Origin of the sequence: Kocuria dechangensis, assembly GCF_014636775.1 — a bacterium.
Classification (GTDB): Bacteria; Actinomycetota; Actinomycetes; order Actinomycetales; family Micrococcaceae; genus Kocuria; species Kocuria dechangensis.
Window position 1 is genome coordinate 72,958 of sequence record NZ_BMEQ01000018.1, and the last position, 16,078, is coordinate 89,035.

The window sequence follows — 16,078 nt, forward strand, 5'->3', positions numbered from 1 at the left end:
CGTTCCGGGCACATGCTCGCACAGCGGGCGCCAGGGAGGACCCGGACACGGCTGGGCCGGGCGGGTCAGTAGGTGAGGCCCCGGTGGTAGCCGTCCAGGCGAAAGAGGAAGGCGGCCATGGCGTCGCGGTTCACCGGCAGCAGCGCGCGGTAGCTGCCGTCGTCCCAGCCGGTGGAGATCTCGTTCGCGGCGAGCCAGGTCATCTCGGCGTAGAACTGCTGGCCGGGGGACACGTCCGTGAAGGGGGAGTCGACCGGCGGGGTGTGCTCGACGTACCCCCCGTTCCAGTAGGCCGCCAGGCGGTAGAGGAAGGCGGCCATGGCGTCGCGGTTGACGGTCTGCCCCGGGCGGTAGGTGCCGTCGTCCCAGCCGGTGGAGATGCGGTTCTCCGCGAGCCAGGCCATCTCCTTGTAGAACTGCTGGGTGGTGGTCACGTCCTTGAAGGGGGAGACCTTCGGCGGCGTGTAGTCGGGTGACCCTGCCATCCGGTACAGGAACGCGGCCATGGCGTCCCGCTTGATCGTCTGCAGCGGGCGGTACGTCCGGGACCCGTCCGCCTCGACCCAGCCCGTCGAGATCTTCCGGTCGGCCAGCCAGGCCATTTCCTTGTAGAACTGCTGGGTGGTGGTCACGTCCTTGAAGGGGGAGACCGCCGGCGGGACCCAGTGGTCCGGGCAGTCGGGGACGGTGCTCGCCACGGTGCCGGGCACCGCGGCCCCCGCCGGGTACTGCCAGAGGTCGACGACGACGTGCTCCGACCACCAGCCCTCCTCGTCCATCTGCGGGGAGTAGGCGCGGCCGATGCCCACGTGGGTGGTCCGCGGATCCGTCAGCTTCTCCCGGAGACCGGGGGAGTCGTTGACGGACCGCAGGTCCTCCTCGTTGAAGTACCGCGAGGACTGGACCTGGCCGTGGTAGGTCCCGCCGCTGGGTGCCTTCCCGGGGGTGGTGGAGCCGGTGCCGCGGCCGGCGCGCAGGTCCGCGGCCGCCTGGGCGAGTGCGGAGAGGGTGGTGTTGACGGCCACCGGCTGGACGCCCGCGACGGCGCGCAGGCAGTTGACCTGGTTGAGGATCTCGGCACTGGTCACGTTGTCCCCGCGTTCGTACTGCCGCCAGTCCCACCCGTCGGCCGACGCAGTGGTCACCACCGAGGTGGACTCAGGGGCCGGGGCGGACTCGACGGCGAGGGCTCCGGTGAGTCCGGAGACGGTGAGGAGGGTCGCGGTGGGGGCCGCGACCAGCGCACGCCTGATGGACGTTCTCATGGCAGTTCCTGATTCGTTCGGGGGGAGGGTCGGGGGGATCGGACCCGGCGGTTCGCCACGTTTATGAAGGCAAATATACGCCGACCCGTGCAGTCGGGCGAGGGCGTCGCCCGAGGCCGTCGCGCGGATCGTCCGTTGGCGCGACGGCTCGGCCGAAGCGCCCTACCTCGGGCTCGTGGTTGCGGCGTAACGATACGTGAAGGCGGCCATGGCGTCGCGGTTGATGGGCTGCAGCGGCCGGTAGGTGTGGGCGCCGGTCCGGTCGGTCCAGCCGGTGGAGATGCCCTGCTCGGCGAGCCAGGCCATCTCGGTGGCGAACCGCTGGTTCGCGGCGACGTCCGCGAAAGGGGAGGGTGCTGTCGGCGCGTACTCCGGTTCCCCGGCCAGGCGGTAGAGGAATGCGGCCATGGCGTCGCGGTTGATCGGCTGCAGGGCTCGGTAGGTGCGGGTGCCGTCGACTTCCGTCCAGCCGGTGGAGATGCCCTGGTCCGAGAGCCAGGCCATCTCCTTGTAGAACTGCTGGTCCGTGGCGACGTCCGCGAAAGGGGAGACGGCCGGCGCCGTGTACTCGGGTTCCCCGGCCAGGCGGTAGAGGAATGCGGCCATGGCGTCGCGGTTGATCGGCTGCAGGGCCCGGTAGGTCCCGTCGTCCCACCCGGTGGAGATGCCGCGGTCCGCGAGCCAGGACATCTCCTTGTAGAACTGCTGGTCCGTGGCGACGTCCGCGAACGGGGAGGCAGCGGGCGGCAGGAAGGATCCGGGATCGGCGCTCCAGGGATCTTGGTGGCTGCCGAGGACCCTGGCCGACTCCGGGTACTGCCAGAGGTCCAGGACCAGGTGGTTCACTTCCAGATCCTCGCTCTGGATGTCGACGTAAATCCCGCCGATCCCCACGTGCGTGACGCGGGGGTCGAGCACCTTCTGCTCGAAGTCGTCCGGATAGCCCGTGTAGGTCTCGCGGGCGTCGTGGTTCTCATCGTCCAGGTAGTGGGAGTAGGTGTGCATAGTGATCGAGGTCTGCCCCAGATAGGTGCCCCCGGACGGCATGCCGCGGGGCGTGTCAGCGGGAGCCGTGGGCTCCTCGCTGCCTCCGGGCAGGAAGTCAGCGGTGTCCCCGCTCCGGTTGGCGGATGCCTGGGCGGCCCGCGAGAGGTGGACGTTGTAGACGACGGGCGCCAGGCCTGCGGCCTCGCGCCGCCGGTTGACCTCCTCGAAGGCCGTCCGGATCTCCCACATCCACGCCGTCGAGTAGTTATTGCGGGCCGCCTCGGCGGTGACGTCGGTCCCCGGTGTGGTCTGGGCGGCGACGGCGCCCACCGGGGACTCAGCGGCAACGGGGGCCTCGGTGGCGAAGGCTCCGGTAAATCCGCCGAAGGTGATGACGGCTGCGGTGGGGGCCGCGACCAGCGCACGGCTGATGGACGTTCTCATGGCTGTTCCTGCTTCTGTCCGGGGGGAGGTCTGTCTCGAGGAGTTGGGGAGCTCGGGGGATTTCTGGGGGGGGGGGGGGGGGGGGGGAGCATGCGAAGACGATCGCCGACTCTGCATGTACTGGAGCAAACTTATGTCCAGGGGCCGTCTCCCGGGGAACGGTGTGGGTCATTGCCGGGAACGGCGGCGGGTCGCTCCGCAGGTGACGCGATGACCGGCGTCCACTTCGTCCCCCCGGAGGGGTACGCCGCCCAGGGCGCCGGACGTCCAGCGCCTTTGCGTTCCCGCTGTGCCTCTACCAGTCTGGTCCCATGAGTGAATTCGAGACGACCGACGAATCCGGCCCCACCGACGTCCGCGTCACCACGGTGATCGACGCGCCCGCCAGGGCGATCTACGAGCTGCTGGCCGATCCCGCCCGGCACGCCGACTTCGACGGCTCCGGGATGGTCCGGGCCGCCGAGGGCACCGAGCCCCTCACCGAGGAGGGGCAGCGGTTTGTGATGGAGATGCTGTGGACGGACGGCGAGCGCGAGTACCGGGTGGAGAACTTCGTGACCCGCCTGAAGCCCGAGCGCGCCCTGGAGTGGCTGGTGGCCGACTACGGGCAGCCGCCGCAGGGCTGGCGGTGGGGCTGGACGCTGGACCCGCAGGTAGACGGCTCCACGGCCGTGACCAACTACTGCGACTGGGGTTCGATCACCGACCCCGAGGTGCTGGCGAAGAAGAACTTCCCGGTGGTCGGCGCCGAGCAGGTCGCCGCGACGCTGCGCCGGCTCGAGCAGCTGGTGCAGCAGGAGCCGGCCGGGAGCGTGCCGGCCCCGGAAGGCCGCTGACCCGCGGCTCCCCGGCCGTCACGTTCCCGGCGGGTCTGTCCTGTGGGAGGAGCGGTTCCTAGAGTCGTGCCATGGGGAGACGACGCGGGTCCGCAGGAGCTGACCGGGCCGACAGTGCGGCCTGGGTGTGGTGGGACGCCCTCCGCGCCCGCCGCCAGGGCCCCGAAGCGATCCGGCTGCGGCAGCAGGAGCGGCTGGCGGAGCTCGTGGCCTTCGCCCGGGAGCACTCCGCCTACTACCGGCGGCTCTACCAGGACCTGCCCGAGCGCGTCGACGACGTCACGTCGTTGCCGGTGACGGACAAGCGCGAGCTGATGGCTCACTTCGACGAGGTGGTCACGGACCCGGCGGTGACCCTGGAGGCGGTCCAGGCGTTCGTGGCGGATCCGGCCCGGATCGGGGAGCGGTTCACGGGGAAGTACCTGGTGGCCACGACCGGCGGGACCACCGGCCGGCGGGGGATCTTCGTCCTGGACGACCGGAACTGGACGGTCGCTTCGGGCCTGATGAGCATCATGGGCAGGACGTGGCTGTCCTGGCGCGACCTGGCGCGGATGGTGGCCCGCGGGGCGCGGTTCGCCGCGCTGATCGCCACCGGCGGCCACTTCCTCGCCGTGGCCACCAGCACCCGCGAGAAGCGGGAGAAGCCCCGGCGCCACCGGATGCTCGGGCTGTTCTCGGTCCACGAGCCGCTGCCGGATCTGGTGGCCCGGCTGAACAGCTTCGACCCGGCCTACATGCTCGGGTACGCCAGCGTCCTGCGCCTGCTCGCCGGGGAGCAGGAGGCCGGGCGGCTGCACCTGCGGCCTGTGCTGGTGGTCAGCACCGCCGAGGGCCTGCCGGCGGACGACCGCTCCCGCATGGAGCGGGCGTTCGGAGCCGTGGTGCGGGAGGTCTACGGGTGCACCGAGACCGGCTACGCCGCGTACAGCTGCGCCCGGGGCTGGCTGCACCTGCTGGACGACTGGGTGATCGTGGAAGCCGTCGACGCCGACCACCGGCCCGTGCCACCGGGGACGGAGTCCCACACGGTGCTGATGACGAACCTGGCCAACCGGGTGCAGCCGATCATCCGCTACGACGTGGGCGACCGCGTCCTGGTCCGGCCCGGTCCGTGCGAGTGCGGGGACCCGGCCCCGGCGATCCGGGTGCAGGGGCGGGCCTCGGACGTGCTCACGTTCCCCGCCGCCGACGGTCAGGGCCGGGTGACGGTGCCGCCGCTGGCGCTGGGCACCGTCGTCGACCGCACCCCCGGGGTGGAGCTGTTCCAGGTCGTGCAGACCGCCCCCGCGGTGCTGCGGGTGCGGCTGCTCGCGGCGACCGGGTCCGACCCGGAGCAGGTGTGGGGCGCCGTGCTCACGGGGATGACCGGACTGCTCACCGGCCTGGGCCTGGCCCACGTCACCGTCGAACGGGCCGCGGAGGGCCCGGAGCAGACCGCCGGCGGCAAGTACCGCACCGTCGTCCCACTGCCGGTCTAGGACTTCGTCCAGGCCGGTCCCGGGGTCTTCGACAGGCTTGCGGCCACGGCCACGGCTGCCACCGTCTGCGCCACACCGAGGGCTCGGGTCAGTCCCGGGCGCTCCTTGAACCACGCCATGGCCGGCGCCCACGGCCCGAACTCCCACCGGGAGTAGTGCTCCACCGGGAACAGAGCGGTGAGCACCCCGTCACCGATCTCGAGCATGGCCAGCGTCTCCACGATCCGGACGTCCATGGGAACTTCCTCTCGACCGGGGCGGATCCCTGCTGATCGGCCCGCTGCGGACAGTCTGCGGTCCATGACGAGCGGTCCCCAGAGCCTGCGCGAAGATGACGGTCATCCCCGGGGTGCTTGCTGGCAGCCGGACACGGCGAGGATCATGGGAGCTCATCACCGTCGCGGTGAGCTGTTCCTCGACGAAAAGGGTCCTGGCTTGGCCACGTGCGCGCTGCCCCTCCGCGGGCGGGGCCGGTCGGCTCCGCCCGTGCCCGGTGCCGCGCCCGGACCAGGAGCAGTCCGGTGAGCGAGGTTCTCCACACCGAGCTGACGGCCACCGAGCCGGAGGCCGTGACCCTGCTGTTCGAGACCCTCGGTGTGCGGTTCTCCTTCGGCCCGTCCGGCACCGGCTTCTCCTATCGGGAGTCCCGCGCCGGCGACGAGCACCTGACCGTGGCCCGGCTCAGCCTGGGCGGGGACTTCTCCACCTGGGGCGACACCTCGATCTTCGGCGTCGTCGACGTGCAGGGGTCCCGCTACGACTGGCAGACGGCCCAGGAGACCGGCACGGTCGGCAGCCCGGTCCTGTTCCGCCCGCACCACCCGGCTCTGGTCGTGGCCGGAGCCCTCCGGTCAACCAACATCTATCTCACCGCGCACCTGCTGCAGGAGGTCGCCGACACCGTCTACGGCACCGAGGACATCCCGGTGGCCTTCGACTCCTCCCACCCGGCCAGTGCGGCGCTGGGCCGCTACTGGTCCTCCCTGGCCCGGCTGGCCGCCGACACGGTGGACTCCGGTGCCTTCGAGGCGCCCCTGGTGCGGGCAGAGCTCACCCGGCACCTGGCCGTGGCGATGCTCGAGTGCTTCCCGCTGACCGGCGACCGCGAACTGCGCTCGCTGTCCATGGCCGCCCAGACCCGCCGCTACCGCATCGCCCAGCAGTTCTTCGACGACCACGCCCACGAGCCGATCACGGTCGAGGACGCCGCCCGTGCGGCCAACACCACCACCCGCGCCCTGGCCCAGGCCTTCCGCGCCAACCACCCCTTGGGGCTCACCCCCGACCAGTACCTGCGCCGGGCGCGGCTGGCCGGGGCCCACGCCGACCTCGTCGCGGCCGACCCCACGGCCGGGGACACCGTCGCGGCCATCGCCGCCCGGTGGGGCTTCGCCCAGCCCGGGCGCTTCGCCCGTCACTACCGCGCCGCCTACGGAGCTCCCCCCAGCAGGACCCTCCGCCGGTGACGGACGACCCCGCCCCCGCAGCGGGTGTGCGGATGCTCTTCGTCGTTGCGCGGAGGCTCTTGATCTTCGCCGGACCGGCGTCGGCCTGGGTGCTCGGACCGATCATCGGGACGGCGTCCCTCCTCGGCGCCCGGCTGGAGTCCTCCCATGCCCGGGCCATGGACGCCGGCCGCGGGAGGCCGCCGGCGGCTGTCGGGGGCGTGCCTCTGGCGGCGACGGGCGTCTGAGCCGGACACGGATCACGGACCTGCTTCTGATCCGGTCAGAAGCGTTGGTTCCCTGCTGGGCCGGTGCCTGTTGTCGGATGGCGGATCTGCTCCTCAGGCCATTCCATGACCTTCACCCCCGATCCCGATTCCAGGATCGGGGACTCCTGGGGGATACCGCGGAGGAGTGCGCGCGGCACTGTGAACCCTCCATTGATCCGTCAGGGAGCACCGGGGCCGGCGCAGCCATCTGAGGAGTTTCAGGGGCCAGTACAGGGATCGGAGGATGATCGTGGCGGTGGAGGGGACGGGGCTGGTGACCTGGTGTGCGCTGTAGGTGCGCCGGTAGCGGCCGACGTAGTCACGGAACTGGGCGGGGGAGTCGTCCATGCGCCGGGCCGAGACCCCGGTGATCATGGCCGGGCGGTAGGCGATCGTCAGTCCGTGCTCGCGCAGGTGCAGGGACAGATCGATGTCCTCGTGCATCCGGTCGCGCTCGTCCCGGCAGACCTCGGAGCGGATCTGGTGCCAGGCTGTGCGGCGGATGGCCATGTTGGAGCCGTAGAGGAACGGGTGCCGGTCCGCGATCCGTTTCATCATCAGGTGCCGTCCGGCATGGTCCAGGGCCAGTCCCAGCCGGGGCAGCGGCAGGTCGTAGTAGAGCACCGGCCCGGTGACGGCGGCCAACTCCGGGTCCGTGAACGCGTCCTGGACCTGCTCGACCCAGTCTGGGGTGAGCACGGAGTCCGAGTCGATGCGACCCAGCACCTCGGCGTCGGCTGCATCGAGGCCGGCGTTGCGGGTGGGGACCAGTCCTTGCGCCGCGTTCTGCTCGATGAGGAGCAGGGGTGCCTCCGGGTGCTCGGCCTGGACCCGGGTTACCACGGCACGGGTGCCGTCCGTGGAGGCGTTGTCGACGACGATGATCTGCTCGGCGGGCACCGTCTGGCTCAGCACCGCCTCCAGGCAACGGCGGAGGACTGCTTCTTCGTTGTAGGCCGGGATCACCACGCCGACACCGGGTGGACCGGCGCGATGACGTGGGGGCATGCCCCCATGGTATGGGACACCAGCCGCCGCTTTCGCGTTCTGTGGGCGTCTGAGCGGATGAGCCGGTCAATGTGTCGGCCGGCACGAGAGCTGTCCGTCCGGGCCAGGACATCGGGGCATCTCCTGCAGTGCCCGGGACGGGAACGACGGGCAGGTGGGTGAGGTCGCGCAGCACGAAGACCGCAGCTCAAGCCGAAGGTCCTGGCAGTACTGTCCGTGATGCCGGCGGTGGTCGACGGGCTGCGTAATTCGCGGGGCCGGCAGGAGCGGCCCTCACCACTTGCGGTTGACGTTGCGTCACCTGAGAGGGTGGTTCTTGTCGATGGCGGACGGAGGAACGACGGAGTGGTCCATCCAGGAGGTCTCGAAGCTCAGCGGCACCACAGCCGTACGCTGCGCCACTACGGACAGATCGCCCTGTTGCCTCCCTCCCGCACCGGATCGGGTGGGGTGCGGTACTACGACGGGGACGCGCTGCTCCGGCTGCAGCGGATCCTGTTGCTGCGCCGGCTGGGGCTCTCCCTGGCGGTGATCGCCGATGTGCTCGACGGGGAGCAGGAGGTCACCGACGCCCTGCGCACCCATCTGGCCCTGCTCGAGCAGGAGCGGGACCGCGGGTCCGGCGAAGGAGTACGTGCTCGGCCTCGGCGAGATGTACGTGGCTGACCCTCGTTTCGCCGAGACCTACGGCTGCGAGCAGAAGGCGGGCTTCGTGCGCGATGCGCTGAAGGTCTACGCCGAACACCACCTGTGACGTCGTGGACGGCCCAGTGCGCATTCAGCAGGTCGGCGGTCAGCTCTCCCAGAGCCCCATCCTCACCTGACGGGACATGATTGCAGACCAGCTCATCGACGTGGCTGAGCGGGACGACCGGGCGGTTCATCAGAGCCTCCGTTGCCCCACCAGCAGCCAGATCGACGTCGGCATCGAGCACTCGGTGGCTGACGTCGGTGACCAGGCGGCGAGCTCTTTCCGGCCGGGTAGTCATCCGCGGATAACGGGCAGAACGTGATGCTGGGACGGTCACGTCCCGCTGCCGGAGGATCCCTCTCGGGACCCCGGCGGCGACCCGCCCGATGCCGAGTGGGACAGCCTCGGGACATCAGGCAGACGGCCCCGCGAATGTCAGGAGCACATCATGCGGCACCATCATCCTTCGGTCGCGTCGACCTCGGCCGCCCCTCCCTCAGCGATCTCCCGGCGTGGTCTTCTCACCTCCGGTACGGCACTGACCGCGCTGGCCGTCACCGGTGTCACCCCGTCGGGTGGCGCTGCTCCCGCCCATGCTGCTGTCGCCCCGGCGACGCAGGCCGTTGCCGGCGGCCTGGCGGACGCCAACCTGTTCGAGATCCTCGAACCGGTCCGCGTGGTCTACTCGCGCTCCAGCATCGCAGGGACACCGCTGGTCTCCTACGAAGACGCCGGACGGCAGCTCAGCTTCCGCGGTGAGGAGATCACGCGCGTCGGCGCCACGTGGGGGGAGCTGGTGACCGTCACGATCGAGCACCTCGCCGACGCCTTTATCCGCACCTTCACGCTCATCGTGCCCACGGTCCGCGTGGCCCCCGGAGCGGAGGCCGAGTTCGAGACCCTCGGCATCGAAACCACCGACCGTTCCAGTGCCTTCGTCCTTCCCCCCGGGCCTTCAGGAGCACTGCAGAGCTACCGGATCCACCAGCTCCACGGGATGGCTCAGCACGTCACCTTCTGAAGGGCCGGCGCCGGTGCCACTGTCACCCTGGCGCACCTGCTCAGGCCCAGCAGAACTGTTCCGGCCATCCCGCCACCATGGAGGGAGCCGTTCCAGCGCCCACGATCCGGAAGGGACGACCCCTGCGGCGAGGTCGTGCTCGCTGCCCGCTCGACCTTGGGCGTAACCTGCCCGGACGAACAGAACACGACCTCCCCCCAGCGCGGAGCACCGGGCCACCGGCAGGCGGTGACCGGCACCTGAGCCATGGGGAGGGTAGGGAGTGAGCTCGGATGTACGCACGGATCAGCACCTACGAGAGCGGTTATCCGGAGGACTACGACGCCGGGCTGGCCTCCCTGCGCGAGGAGGTCATGTCCCAGATCCAGGGGATGCCCGGATACCGCGGCGCCCTGAGCCTGATCGAGCGCAGCACCGGCCAGTCCGTCTCGATCACCCTTTGGGATGACGAGGACGCTCTGGCGGCCACCCGCCAGGGCGCCGAGCGGATCCGGGAGAGCGCTGCGGCCACCTCGGGCTCGCGCGTGCTCAGCACGGTGGAGTACGAGGTCGGCTACGCCGACCTGCCCATCCCACCGGACCCGGCGGCCGGGCCGGAGAGCGCCTCGCCGTCATAGGGGAGACCGGTGCCGGGCGCACCCTGCGGGGCCATGGCGTAGCCGGGGTGCCGGGAGTAGGGTCGGGGCCACTGAGGACAGAGAAAGGACCCAGTCATGGCAGAGCACTACCACTCTCCCGAGGACCTGAAACGGCTGGCCGAGTACAAGGAACTGGCCGGCCCCGAGTTCCAGGCCTTCGTCACGTTCGACGGGACGGTCGGCCGCGACGGCGGGGCGATCGACCGCCTGAACCGGGAACTGATCGCGGTGGGCGTGGCCATCTCCTCCCAGTGCCCGTACTGCGTCCAGGTCCACGTGACCAATGCCAAGAAGGCAGGGGCGACCAAGGCGCAGATCGCCGAGGCCTCCATGGTCGCCGCCGCCCTGGGCGCTGGAGCCGCCGTCACCCACGGCACCATGGCCTTCAAGATCTTCGACGACGTCTGAGCCGCCCCGTCCTCACGCAGAGGTGCCGGGCAGCGCCCGGGAGACCGGTCAGGAGCGTCCCGGTCCCTGCAGCCCGTCGACCAGTGGAGGCAGGGGCTCGCCCGCCAGGAAGCGCATCAGGGCGGGGGAGCGGCCCACCACCGTCTCCCGGTAGCGGCCGGGGATCTCGGGGTCCTTGCCGATGATCAGCTGCTCCACGCCGTTCTCGACGAACAGCGTCAGCGTCCCGCGCAGCAGGTCCATGGCGGCCGGGTCCTCCAGGGCCTCGACGACGGTGCGGGGCACGCGCTGGACGTAGGTGTCGTCGAGCACCAGATTGACGAAGTCGGGGCTGTCGTTGTCCTCCCAGCGCGCCGAGCACGCCGTGGCCAGCGACCCGACGGTCTCCACCAGGGTGGTGACGGCGATGGTGGCCTGCATCAGCGCCGTCTGGACCTCTTCCGCCCGGCGGGGGCAGCGGCGGTGGAACCAGCGCCGCGGGGCCATCGCCCGGTCCACCACCAGGTACTCGAGCTGCAGGCGCCCGTCGGGCTCCTCCAGGAAGGAGACGGTGACGGTCTCGGCGCCCGGGTGCGGCCGGACGATGCCGTAGGCCCAGCGGAGCAGGTCCTGCAGATCGGTGGAGCCCTGGCTCAGGGCGCGGGTGCTGAGGCTGACGGGACGTCCGTGGGCGTCCAGGCACCGGACGACGATGGGGACGCGGGCCACCACGTACGGGGGATGGGTGTCCACGGCGGGCTGGCCTTCCTGGGGGACGACGGCGGGGGTCGCTCCAGTCTAGATGCGAGTGCATGCTCCTCCCGCCGAAATCTCGTCCACCCAATAGGGGACAGTTCCCGGTGCCACCTGGACAAACGTCTAGAGCCCCCGCCTCCACTCCCTGCGGGGCCCCTACTTGTTCCTCCCGCAGGCGGCGGAGCCGGGCGGGACTACTTGTTCCTGCCGCGGGCGGCGACCCGCCAGCGGTCCACGACCTTCCCGCCGCTGAGCACGGACACGGCGTCGACGAGGTTCACGGCCACGCACACGTGGTTGGGGACCACCCGCAGCCTCTGTCCGAGGGCGGGCAGCTCGCCGTCGCCGGGCCAGACCACGGTGGCGTGGTGCTCCGACAGCGCCGTGATGCGTGCCTGCGGATGGTCGAGGAGCCGCCCGAACCCGGTGGCCCAGGCGTGCCGGTCACCGCCGACGATCTTGCTGCCCGCGTCGAGGACGACCCTGCGGGGGACGACGTCGTCGCCCTCGTGCCGGCTGACGACCGTCGCCGCGATGGTCAGGGCGATGTCCTCCGCGGCACAGCGCCCGAGCTCGAGCTGCTGGGCGTCGCCGAACACGTAGACGCCGGGGCGGACCTCCGTGGCCGCCGTCGCCTCGGTGAGGGTGGCGGTGGGGGTCGAGCCGCCGCTGACCCGGGTGACGTCGAACCCGGCGGCCGCCAGCAGCTCGGACGCCTCCCGCAGGGCCTCCTGCTCCTGCCCGACCGCCGTGGTCGGCATGCCCGGGGCGTAGCTGTGGCCGGGGAAGGTGAAGACGCCGGTGACGTGCAGCCCGGCCCGGTCGGCGGCGCGGGCCACCTCCACGGCGGCGGCGGGGCCGATGCCGCTGCGGTGGTGGCCGCTGTCGATCTCCACCAGGACCTCGATCCGGCCGGCGGCGTCCCCGAGGGAGGCGGCCATGGTCTCGACAGCTTCCACCGAATCCGTTCCGACCGCGATCCGGGCCGTGGCGGCCAGGCGGCGCAGTCGCTCCGCCTGGCGCGGCCCGATCCACAGCGGGTAGGCGATGAACACGTCCCTGGCTCCGTGCTCGACGAAGACCTCGGCCTCGCCGATGGTGGCCACGGTCAGCCCGACGGCTCCGGCGGCCAGCTGCAGCGCGGCGATCTCCGGGATCTTGTGGGTCTTCACGTGCGGGCGCAGGCCCAGGCCCTTGGCCTGCACGGTGCGTGCCATCCGGTCGATGTTCCGCCGGAGGACGTCATGGTCGATCATGATCTCCGGGGTGTCGATGTCCTCTGGGACCGTGCTCATCAGCGTCCTTCCGTCCGGGGGCTGCGCGTCGGTCAGTGTTCCAGGAGAATATCGGCGGTCACCGCCGCCTCCAGCTCAGGCGGTGGTGCCGGACTCGGGGGCGTTCATGGCCGCGATCTGGATGAGGTTGCCGCAGGTGTCGTCGAGCACCGCGGTGGTCACGGGGCCCATCTGTGCCGGCTCCTGCACGAAGCGCACGCCCAGGGCGGTCAGCTGTTCGTACTCGGCCTGCACGTCGTCGACGCCGAAGCTGTTGAACGGGATGCCGTCGGCCACCAGGGCCTCCTTGAACGGGCGGACGGCCGGGTGCTCGGAGGGCTCCAGCAGCAGCTCCACCCCGTCCGGCGCCGTGGGCGAGACGACGGTCAGCCAGCGGAAGGGCCCGGCCGGCACGTCGGTCTTGAGCTGGAAGCCGAGCTTGGTGGTGTAGAAGTCCAGGGCCTTGGCCTGGTCGTCGACGAAGATGCTGGCGGTCGTGATGATCATCGGGGGTCCTCCGGGGTGTGCGGAATGGCGTCGAGCCACTGACGGGCGGCGGTCAGTGGTGCAGGGTCCAGGTGGTGGACCGTGGTGCGGCCCTGCGTGGTGGCACGCACCAGGCCGGCCTCGCCCAGGACGGCGAGGTGCTTGGTGACGGCCTGGCGGGTCATGGCCAGCCCGTGGACCTGGTTCAGGCGCACCGTGAGCTCGAAAAGGGTCTGGTCGTTGCGGTCGGCCAGCTCCTCCACGAGGAGCCGCCGTGCGGGGTGCGCCAGCGCCTGGAAGATCGGGTCCACCCCTGCACCATAGGCAACTCATTGGTTGCCGGTCAAGGGTCCGAGGCGCCGGCTCGAGCGCCCGGAGTCTCTGCGATCGCCGGCCTCGGACAAGGACGGCCGGAGCCGTGCGGGATGAGCCCGTCCGGCTCCGGCCGTTCCGCGGGGGCCCGCCGGCTCAGGGCCAGGAGCCCTCCTCGGCGTGGGCGACGAACAGCTCGCGGATCTCGCAGCCCTTGGGCTGGCCCAGGGCGAACAGGACCGCGCTGGCCACGTTCTCCGGGTCGTTGAGCTGGGAGTCGTCCTGCGGCTTGTACTGCTCGTCGCGGTCGTCGAAGAAGTGCGTCTTCATGCCGCCGGGGATCAGCTGGGTGACGCCGACCTCGCCCTTGAGCTCCGCGGCGAGGGCCTGGGTGAAGCCCAGGACGCCGAACTTGGAGGCGCAGTACGCGGTGGCGTCGGAGACGCCCTTCAGGGCGAGGGTCGAGGCGACGGTGACGACCCGCCCCCGGGACTCGCGCAGCGCCGGCAGGGCCGCCCGCACCACGGAGACCGTGCCGAAGAGGTTGACCTGCACGACCTTCTCCCAGTCGTCGATCGCGACGTCCTCGAGCCGGCCGCACCGGTCGATGCCGGCGGCGGTGACCACGGCGTCCAGCCCGCCCGCGGCCTCGGCGGCCTTCCGGACCGTCTCCGTCACGGCGGCGGTGTCCGCCACGTCCACCTCGTAGGCGGTCACGCCGTTGAGCGAGCTGATGTCCCGGTCCAGGACGATGGGCGTGCCGCCGCTGTCGCGGACGGCCTCGACCAGGGCGGCGCCGAGACCCGAGGCCCCGCCGGTGATCAGGACACGGCCGGGGTTGGTGGGCTGGAGACTCATGCAACTTCCTCTCTGCTGTGCGCTGCGCCGCCCGCGGCGGGGACCGCGGGCGGGGCGTGCCGTCCCGGGCGGGGACAGCGCTCAGGCCGCCGCGGGTGCGCCGGCCTGGTCACAGCTACCGTAACCGGTGCCGCGCGATCGGTAAGTATGCTTCATCACGACAGGCCCGCCGGGTCCCGGACCCACCGAGAAAGCACTGCACCAGGACTGCACCAGCACCGAGAAGGAGACCCATGACACCCGCCGCCACCACCGCTCCCGCAACCGAGCTGACCGTGCTGGACCCCCGGGACGGCTCCCTGGTGGGGACCGTGCCCGCCGCCACCGAGGAGGAGGTCCGGGCCGCCGTCGCCGCCGCGCGCGCCGCCGCCCGCGACTGGGCCTGGACCGCCCCCGAGGAGCGCGGCAAAGCCCTGCGCGCCGCCGCCGACCGGCTGGCCGAGCACGCCCAGGAGCTGGCCGAGCTCAACGCCCGCGAGACGGGCAAGCCCGTCGAGGAGTCCCTGGGCGGGGTCATGGCCGGCGTCGGCACCCTGCACCAGTACGCGGAGCTCGGCCCGGTGCACCGCGGCCACAGCCTGCGCGGCAGCATCCTGGCTGCCGACTGGACCGTGCCGGAGCCGCGCGGCGTCGTCCTCGCCCTCACGCCCTGGAACGACCCCGTGGCCGTGGCCGCAGGCCTGCTGGGCGCCGCGATCGTCACCGGCAACACCGTGCTGCACAAGCCCAGCGAGCGGTGCCCCCACGTGGGCGCCCGGCTCGGCGAGATCCTCGCCGAGGCCCTGCCCGCCGGCGTCCTCACCACCGTCAGCGGCGGCGCCGCCGTCGGCGCGCAGCTCACCGCCCACCCGGACGTGGACGTCCTCGCCCACGTCGGCTCCACCGCCACCGGCGAGGCCATCGCCCGCGCCGGCGTCGAGAGCGGCGCCCACGTCATCCGCGAGAACGGCGGCAACGACGCCCTCGTGGTCGACGACGACGTGGACCCCGCCTGGGCCGCCGAGCAGGCCGCCATCGGCGCGTTCGCCAACGTGGGACAGATCTGCGTGGCGGTCGAGCGGATCTACGTCCACCGGGCGGTGGCCGAGCCCTTCCTCGCCGCGCTCGCGGAGGAGGCCCGCCGCCGCAACGCCGAGGGCGGGCTCGCCCCGCTCGTCGACGAGCTGATGCGGGAGGAGGTCCACCGCCAGGTGGCGGAGAGCGTCGCCCAGGGGGCGGTCGTGGTCGAGGGCGCCGAGGTGCCCGCGGGTCCCGGGGCCCACTACCCGGCCACCGTCCTGCGGGAGTGCGCTCCCGGGATGACCGTGATGCGGGAGGAGACCTTCGGGCCCGTGGCCCCGGTCCAGGTGGTCGACAGCTTCGGGGAGGGCCTGCGCCTGGCCGCCGCCGACCGCTACGGGCTGGCCGCGACCGTCCTGACCGGGCGGATCGCCCACGCGCAGCTGGCGGTGGCCGAGCTGCCGGTGGGGACGCTGAAGGTCAACAACGTCTTCGGCGGCGCCCCGGGCGGGGCCGCGCAGCCGCGCAGGGCCAGCGGCGCGGGGTTCGGCTACGGCCCCGAGCTGCTCGACGAGATGACCCAGGTGAAGGTCGTGCACGTGGAGATGCCGCCGGCCCGCGGCTGAGCCGCCAGCCCGGGACCTCCTGCCCGGGGCCTCCTGCACAGGACCTGCCCGGGGACCTGTTGCCCGGGACCGATCGCCTCGATCGGTCCCGGGCTTCTGCATGGGGGCTCGGTTTCGTGGCCGTGCGAATACCCGGAGCCCCGCCCGCTCCCGACCGTAGAAATCACAGATGATTGCCTGTAGCATCACAAATGTGTGTGGTGTGGATCACCTCGCACAGTGCTCTTCTTCCTTCGGATCGTCCGGCACGTGCCTGCCGGGAAAGAGGCCTGACCCATGTCTTCTGTGCGCTACG

Annotated in this window: 17 protein-coding genes and 2 pseudogenes; 9 read left to right on the forward strand and 10 right to left on the reverse strand. The window is 71.6% G+C overall.

The window, feature by feature from the left end; translation table 11 throughout:
- Positions 1-65 precede the first annotated feature (65 nt).
- The 3 genes and pseudogenes from IEW07_RS21860 to IEW07_RS21765 form a co-directional block, all read right to left on the reverse strand.
- Positions 66-1,265 carry an S-layer homology domain-containing protein gene (locus tag IEW07_RS21860; RefSeq protein ID WP_188538580.1) on the reverse strand — a complete coding sequence of 400 codons (1,200 nt, stop codon included), beginning with the start codon at positions 1,263-1,265 and terminating at the stop codon, positions 66-68.
- 162 nt (positions 1,266-1,427) lie between these two features.
- Positions 1,428-2,021, reverse strand: a pseudogene (locus IEW07_RS21640) (S-layer homology domain-containing protein); the annotation flags it as partial.
- A gap of 138 nt (positions 2,022-2,159) precedes the next feature.
- Positions 2,160-2,813, reverse strand: a pseudogene (locus IEW07_RS21765) (CAP domain-containing protein); the annotation flags it as partial.
- A 194-nt stretch (positions 2,814-3,007) separates the two neighbouring features.
- On the opposite strand from IEW07_RS21765, the gene IEW07_RS14800 reads away from it, so the two are divergent.
- Together IEW07_RS14800 and IEW07_RS14805 are read left to right on the forward strand one after the other, a co-directional pair.
- Positions 3,008-3,532 carry an SRPBCC domain-containing protein gene (locus IEW07_RS14800; RefSeq protein WP_188538582.1) on the forward strand — a complete coding sequence of 175 codons (525 nt, stop codon included), beginning with the start codon at positions 3,008-3,010 and terminating at the stop codon, positions 3,530-3,532.
- Between the two features lie 71 nt (positions 3,533-3,603).
- Positions 3,604-5,013, forward strand: a complete 1,410-nt coding sequence (locus IEW07_RS14805) for a phenylacetate--CoA ligase family protein (RefSeq protein ID WP_229741885.1) — start codon at positions 3,604-3,606, stop codon at positions 5,011-5,013.
- Here the strand turns inward: IEW07_RS14805 and IEW07_RS14810 are convergent.
- The gene (locus tag IEW07_RS14810; protein WP_188538583.1) at positions 5,010-5,249 is read right to left on the reverse strand and encodes a hypothetical protein; all 240 of its coding nucleotides are present in this window, start codon (positions 5,247-5,249) and stop codon (positions 5,010-5,012) included. The genes IEW07_RS14805 and IEW07_RS14810 overlap by 4 nt on opposite strands.
- A gap of 285 nt (positions 5,250-5,534) precedes the next feature.
- On the opposite strand from IEW07_RS14810, the gene IEW07_RS14815 reads away from it, so the two are divergent.
- Entirely contained in the window at positions 5,535-6,479 is a 945-nt protein-coding gene (locus tag IEW07_RS14815) for a helix-turn-helix transcriptional regulator (protein ID WP_188538584.1), read from the forward strand.
- Between the two features lie 320 nt (positions 6,480-6,799).
- Here the strand turns inward: IEW07_RS14815 and IEW07_RS14820 are convergent, their stop codons facing one another.
- Positions 6,800-7,735, reverse strand: a complete 936-nt coding sequence (locus IEW07_RS14820; RefSeq protein ID WP_188538586.1) for a glycosyltransferase family 2 protein — start codon at positions 7,733-7,735, stop codon at positions 6,800-6,802.
- Positions 7,736-8,080: 345 nt separating this feature from the next.
- On the opposite strand from IEW07_RS14820, the gene IEW07_RS14825 reads away from it, so the two are divergent.
- The 5 genes from IEW07_RS14825 to IEW07_RS14845 all read left to right on the forward strand — a co-directional run bounded on the left by IEW07_RS14825 (position 8,081) and on the right by IEW07_RS14845 (position 10,493).
- The gene (locus IEW07_RS14825; RefSeq protein WP_371870236.1) at positions 8,081-8,401 is read left to right on the forward strand and encodes a MerR family transcriptional regulator; all 321 of its coding nucleotides are present in this window, start codon (positions 8,081-8,083) and stop codon (positions 8,399-8,401) included.
- Positions 8,394-8,489, forward strand: a complete 96-nt coding sequence (locus IEW07_RS21770; protein ID WP_188538588.1) for a hypothetical protein — start codon at positions 8,394-8,396, stop codon at positions 8,487-8,489. The genes IEW07_RS14825 and IEW07_RS21770 overlap by 8 nt, the downstream gene beginning before the upstream one ends.
- Before the next feature lie 385 nt (positions 8,490-8,874).
- Positions 8,875-9,447 (forward strand): hypothetical protein, encoded by a 573-nt coding sequence (locus IEW07_RS14835; protein WP_188538590.1) that lies wholly within the window; start codon positions 8,875-8,877, stop codon positions 9,445-9,447.
- Positions 9,448-9,719: 272 nt separating this feature from the next.
- The gene (locus tag IEW07_RS14840; protein ID WP_188538592.1) at positions 9,720-10,064 is read left to right on the forward strand and encodes an antibiotic biosynthesis monooxygenase family protein; all 345 of its coding nucleotides are present in this window, start codon (positions 9,720-9,722) and stop codon (positions 10,062-10,064) included.
- 96 nt (positions 10,065-10,160) lie between these two features.
- Entirely contained in the window at positions 10,161-10,493 is a 333-nt protein-coding gene (locus IEW07_RS14845) for a carboxymuconolactone decarboxylase family protein (RefSeq protein WP_188538594.1), read from the forward strand.
- 48 nt (positions 10,494-10,541) lie between these two features.
- Here IEW07_RS14845 and IEW07_RS14850 read toward each other — a convergent pair whose 3' ends face one another.
- The 5 genes from IEW07_RS14850 to IEW07_RS14870 form a co-directional block, all read right to left on the reverse strand.
- Positions 10,542-11,225, reverse strand: coding sequence for a hypothetical protein (locus IEW07_RS14850; protein ID WP_188538596.1), 684 nt, complete (start codon positions 11,223-11,225; stop codon positions 10,542-10,544).
- Positions 11,226-11,422: 197 nt separating this feature from the next.
- Positions 11,423-12,523, reverse strand: a complete 1,101-nt coding sequence (locus IEW07_RS14855; protein ID WP_188538598.1) for an alanine racemase — start codon at positions 12,521-12,523, stop codon at positions 11,423-11,425.
- 75 nt (positions 12,524-12,598) lie between these two features.
- A complete protein-coding gene (locus IEW07_RS14860) occupies positions 12,599-13,009 on the reverse strand; it encodes a VOC family protein (RefSeq protein WP_188538600.1) in 411 nt (136 codons plus the stop codon).
- Positions 13,006-13,299, reverse strand: coding sequence for an ArsR/SmtB family transcription factor (locus IEW07_RS14865; RefSeq protein ID WP_188538602.1), 294 nt, complete (start codon positions 13,297-13,299; stop codon positions 13,006-13,008). Before IEW07_RS14865 ends, IEW07_RS14860 begins: the two co-directional genes overlap by 4 nt.
- A gap of 157 nt (positions 13,300-13,456) precedes the next feature.
- Complete coding sequence (locus IEW07_RS14870) at positions 13,457-14,158, reverse strand: SDR family oxidoreductase (protein WP_188538604.1); 702 nt, start codon at positions 14,156-14,158, stop codon at positions 13,457-13,459.
- Positions 14,159-14,391: 233 nt separating this feature from the next.
- Here IEW07_RS14870 and IEW07_RS14875 point away from each other — a divergent pair, with 233 nt between their 5' ends.
- Positions 14,392-15,783 carry an aldehyde dehydrogenase family protein gene (locus IEW07_RS14875; RefSeq protein WP_188538606.1) on the forward strand — a complete coding sequence of 464 codons (1,392 nt, stop codon included), beginning with the start codon at positions 14,392-14,394 and terminating at the stop codon, positions 15,781-15,783.
- The last annotated feature ends 295 nt before the right edge of the window (positions 15,784-16,078 follow it).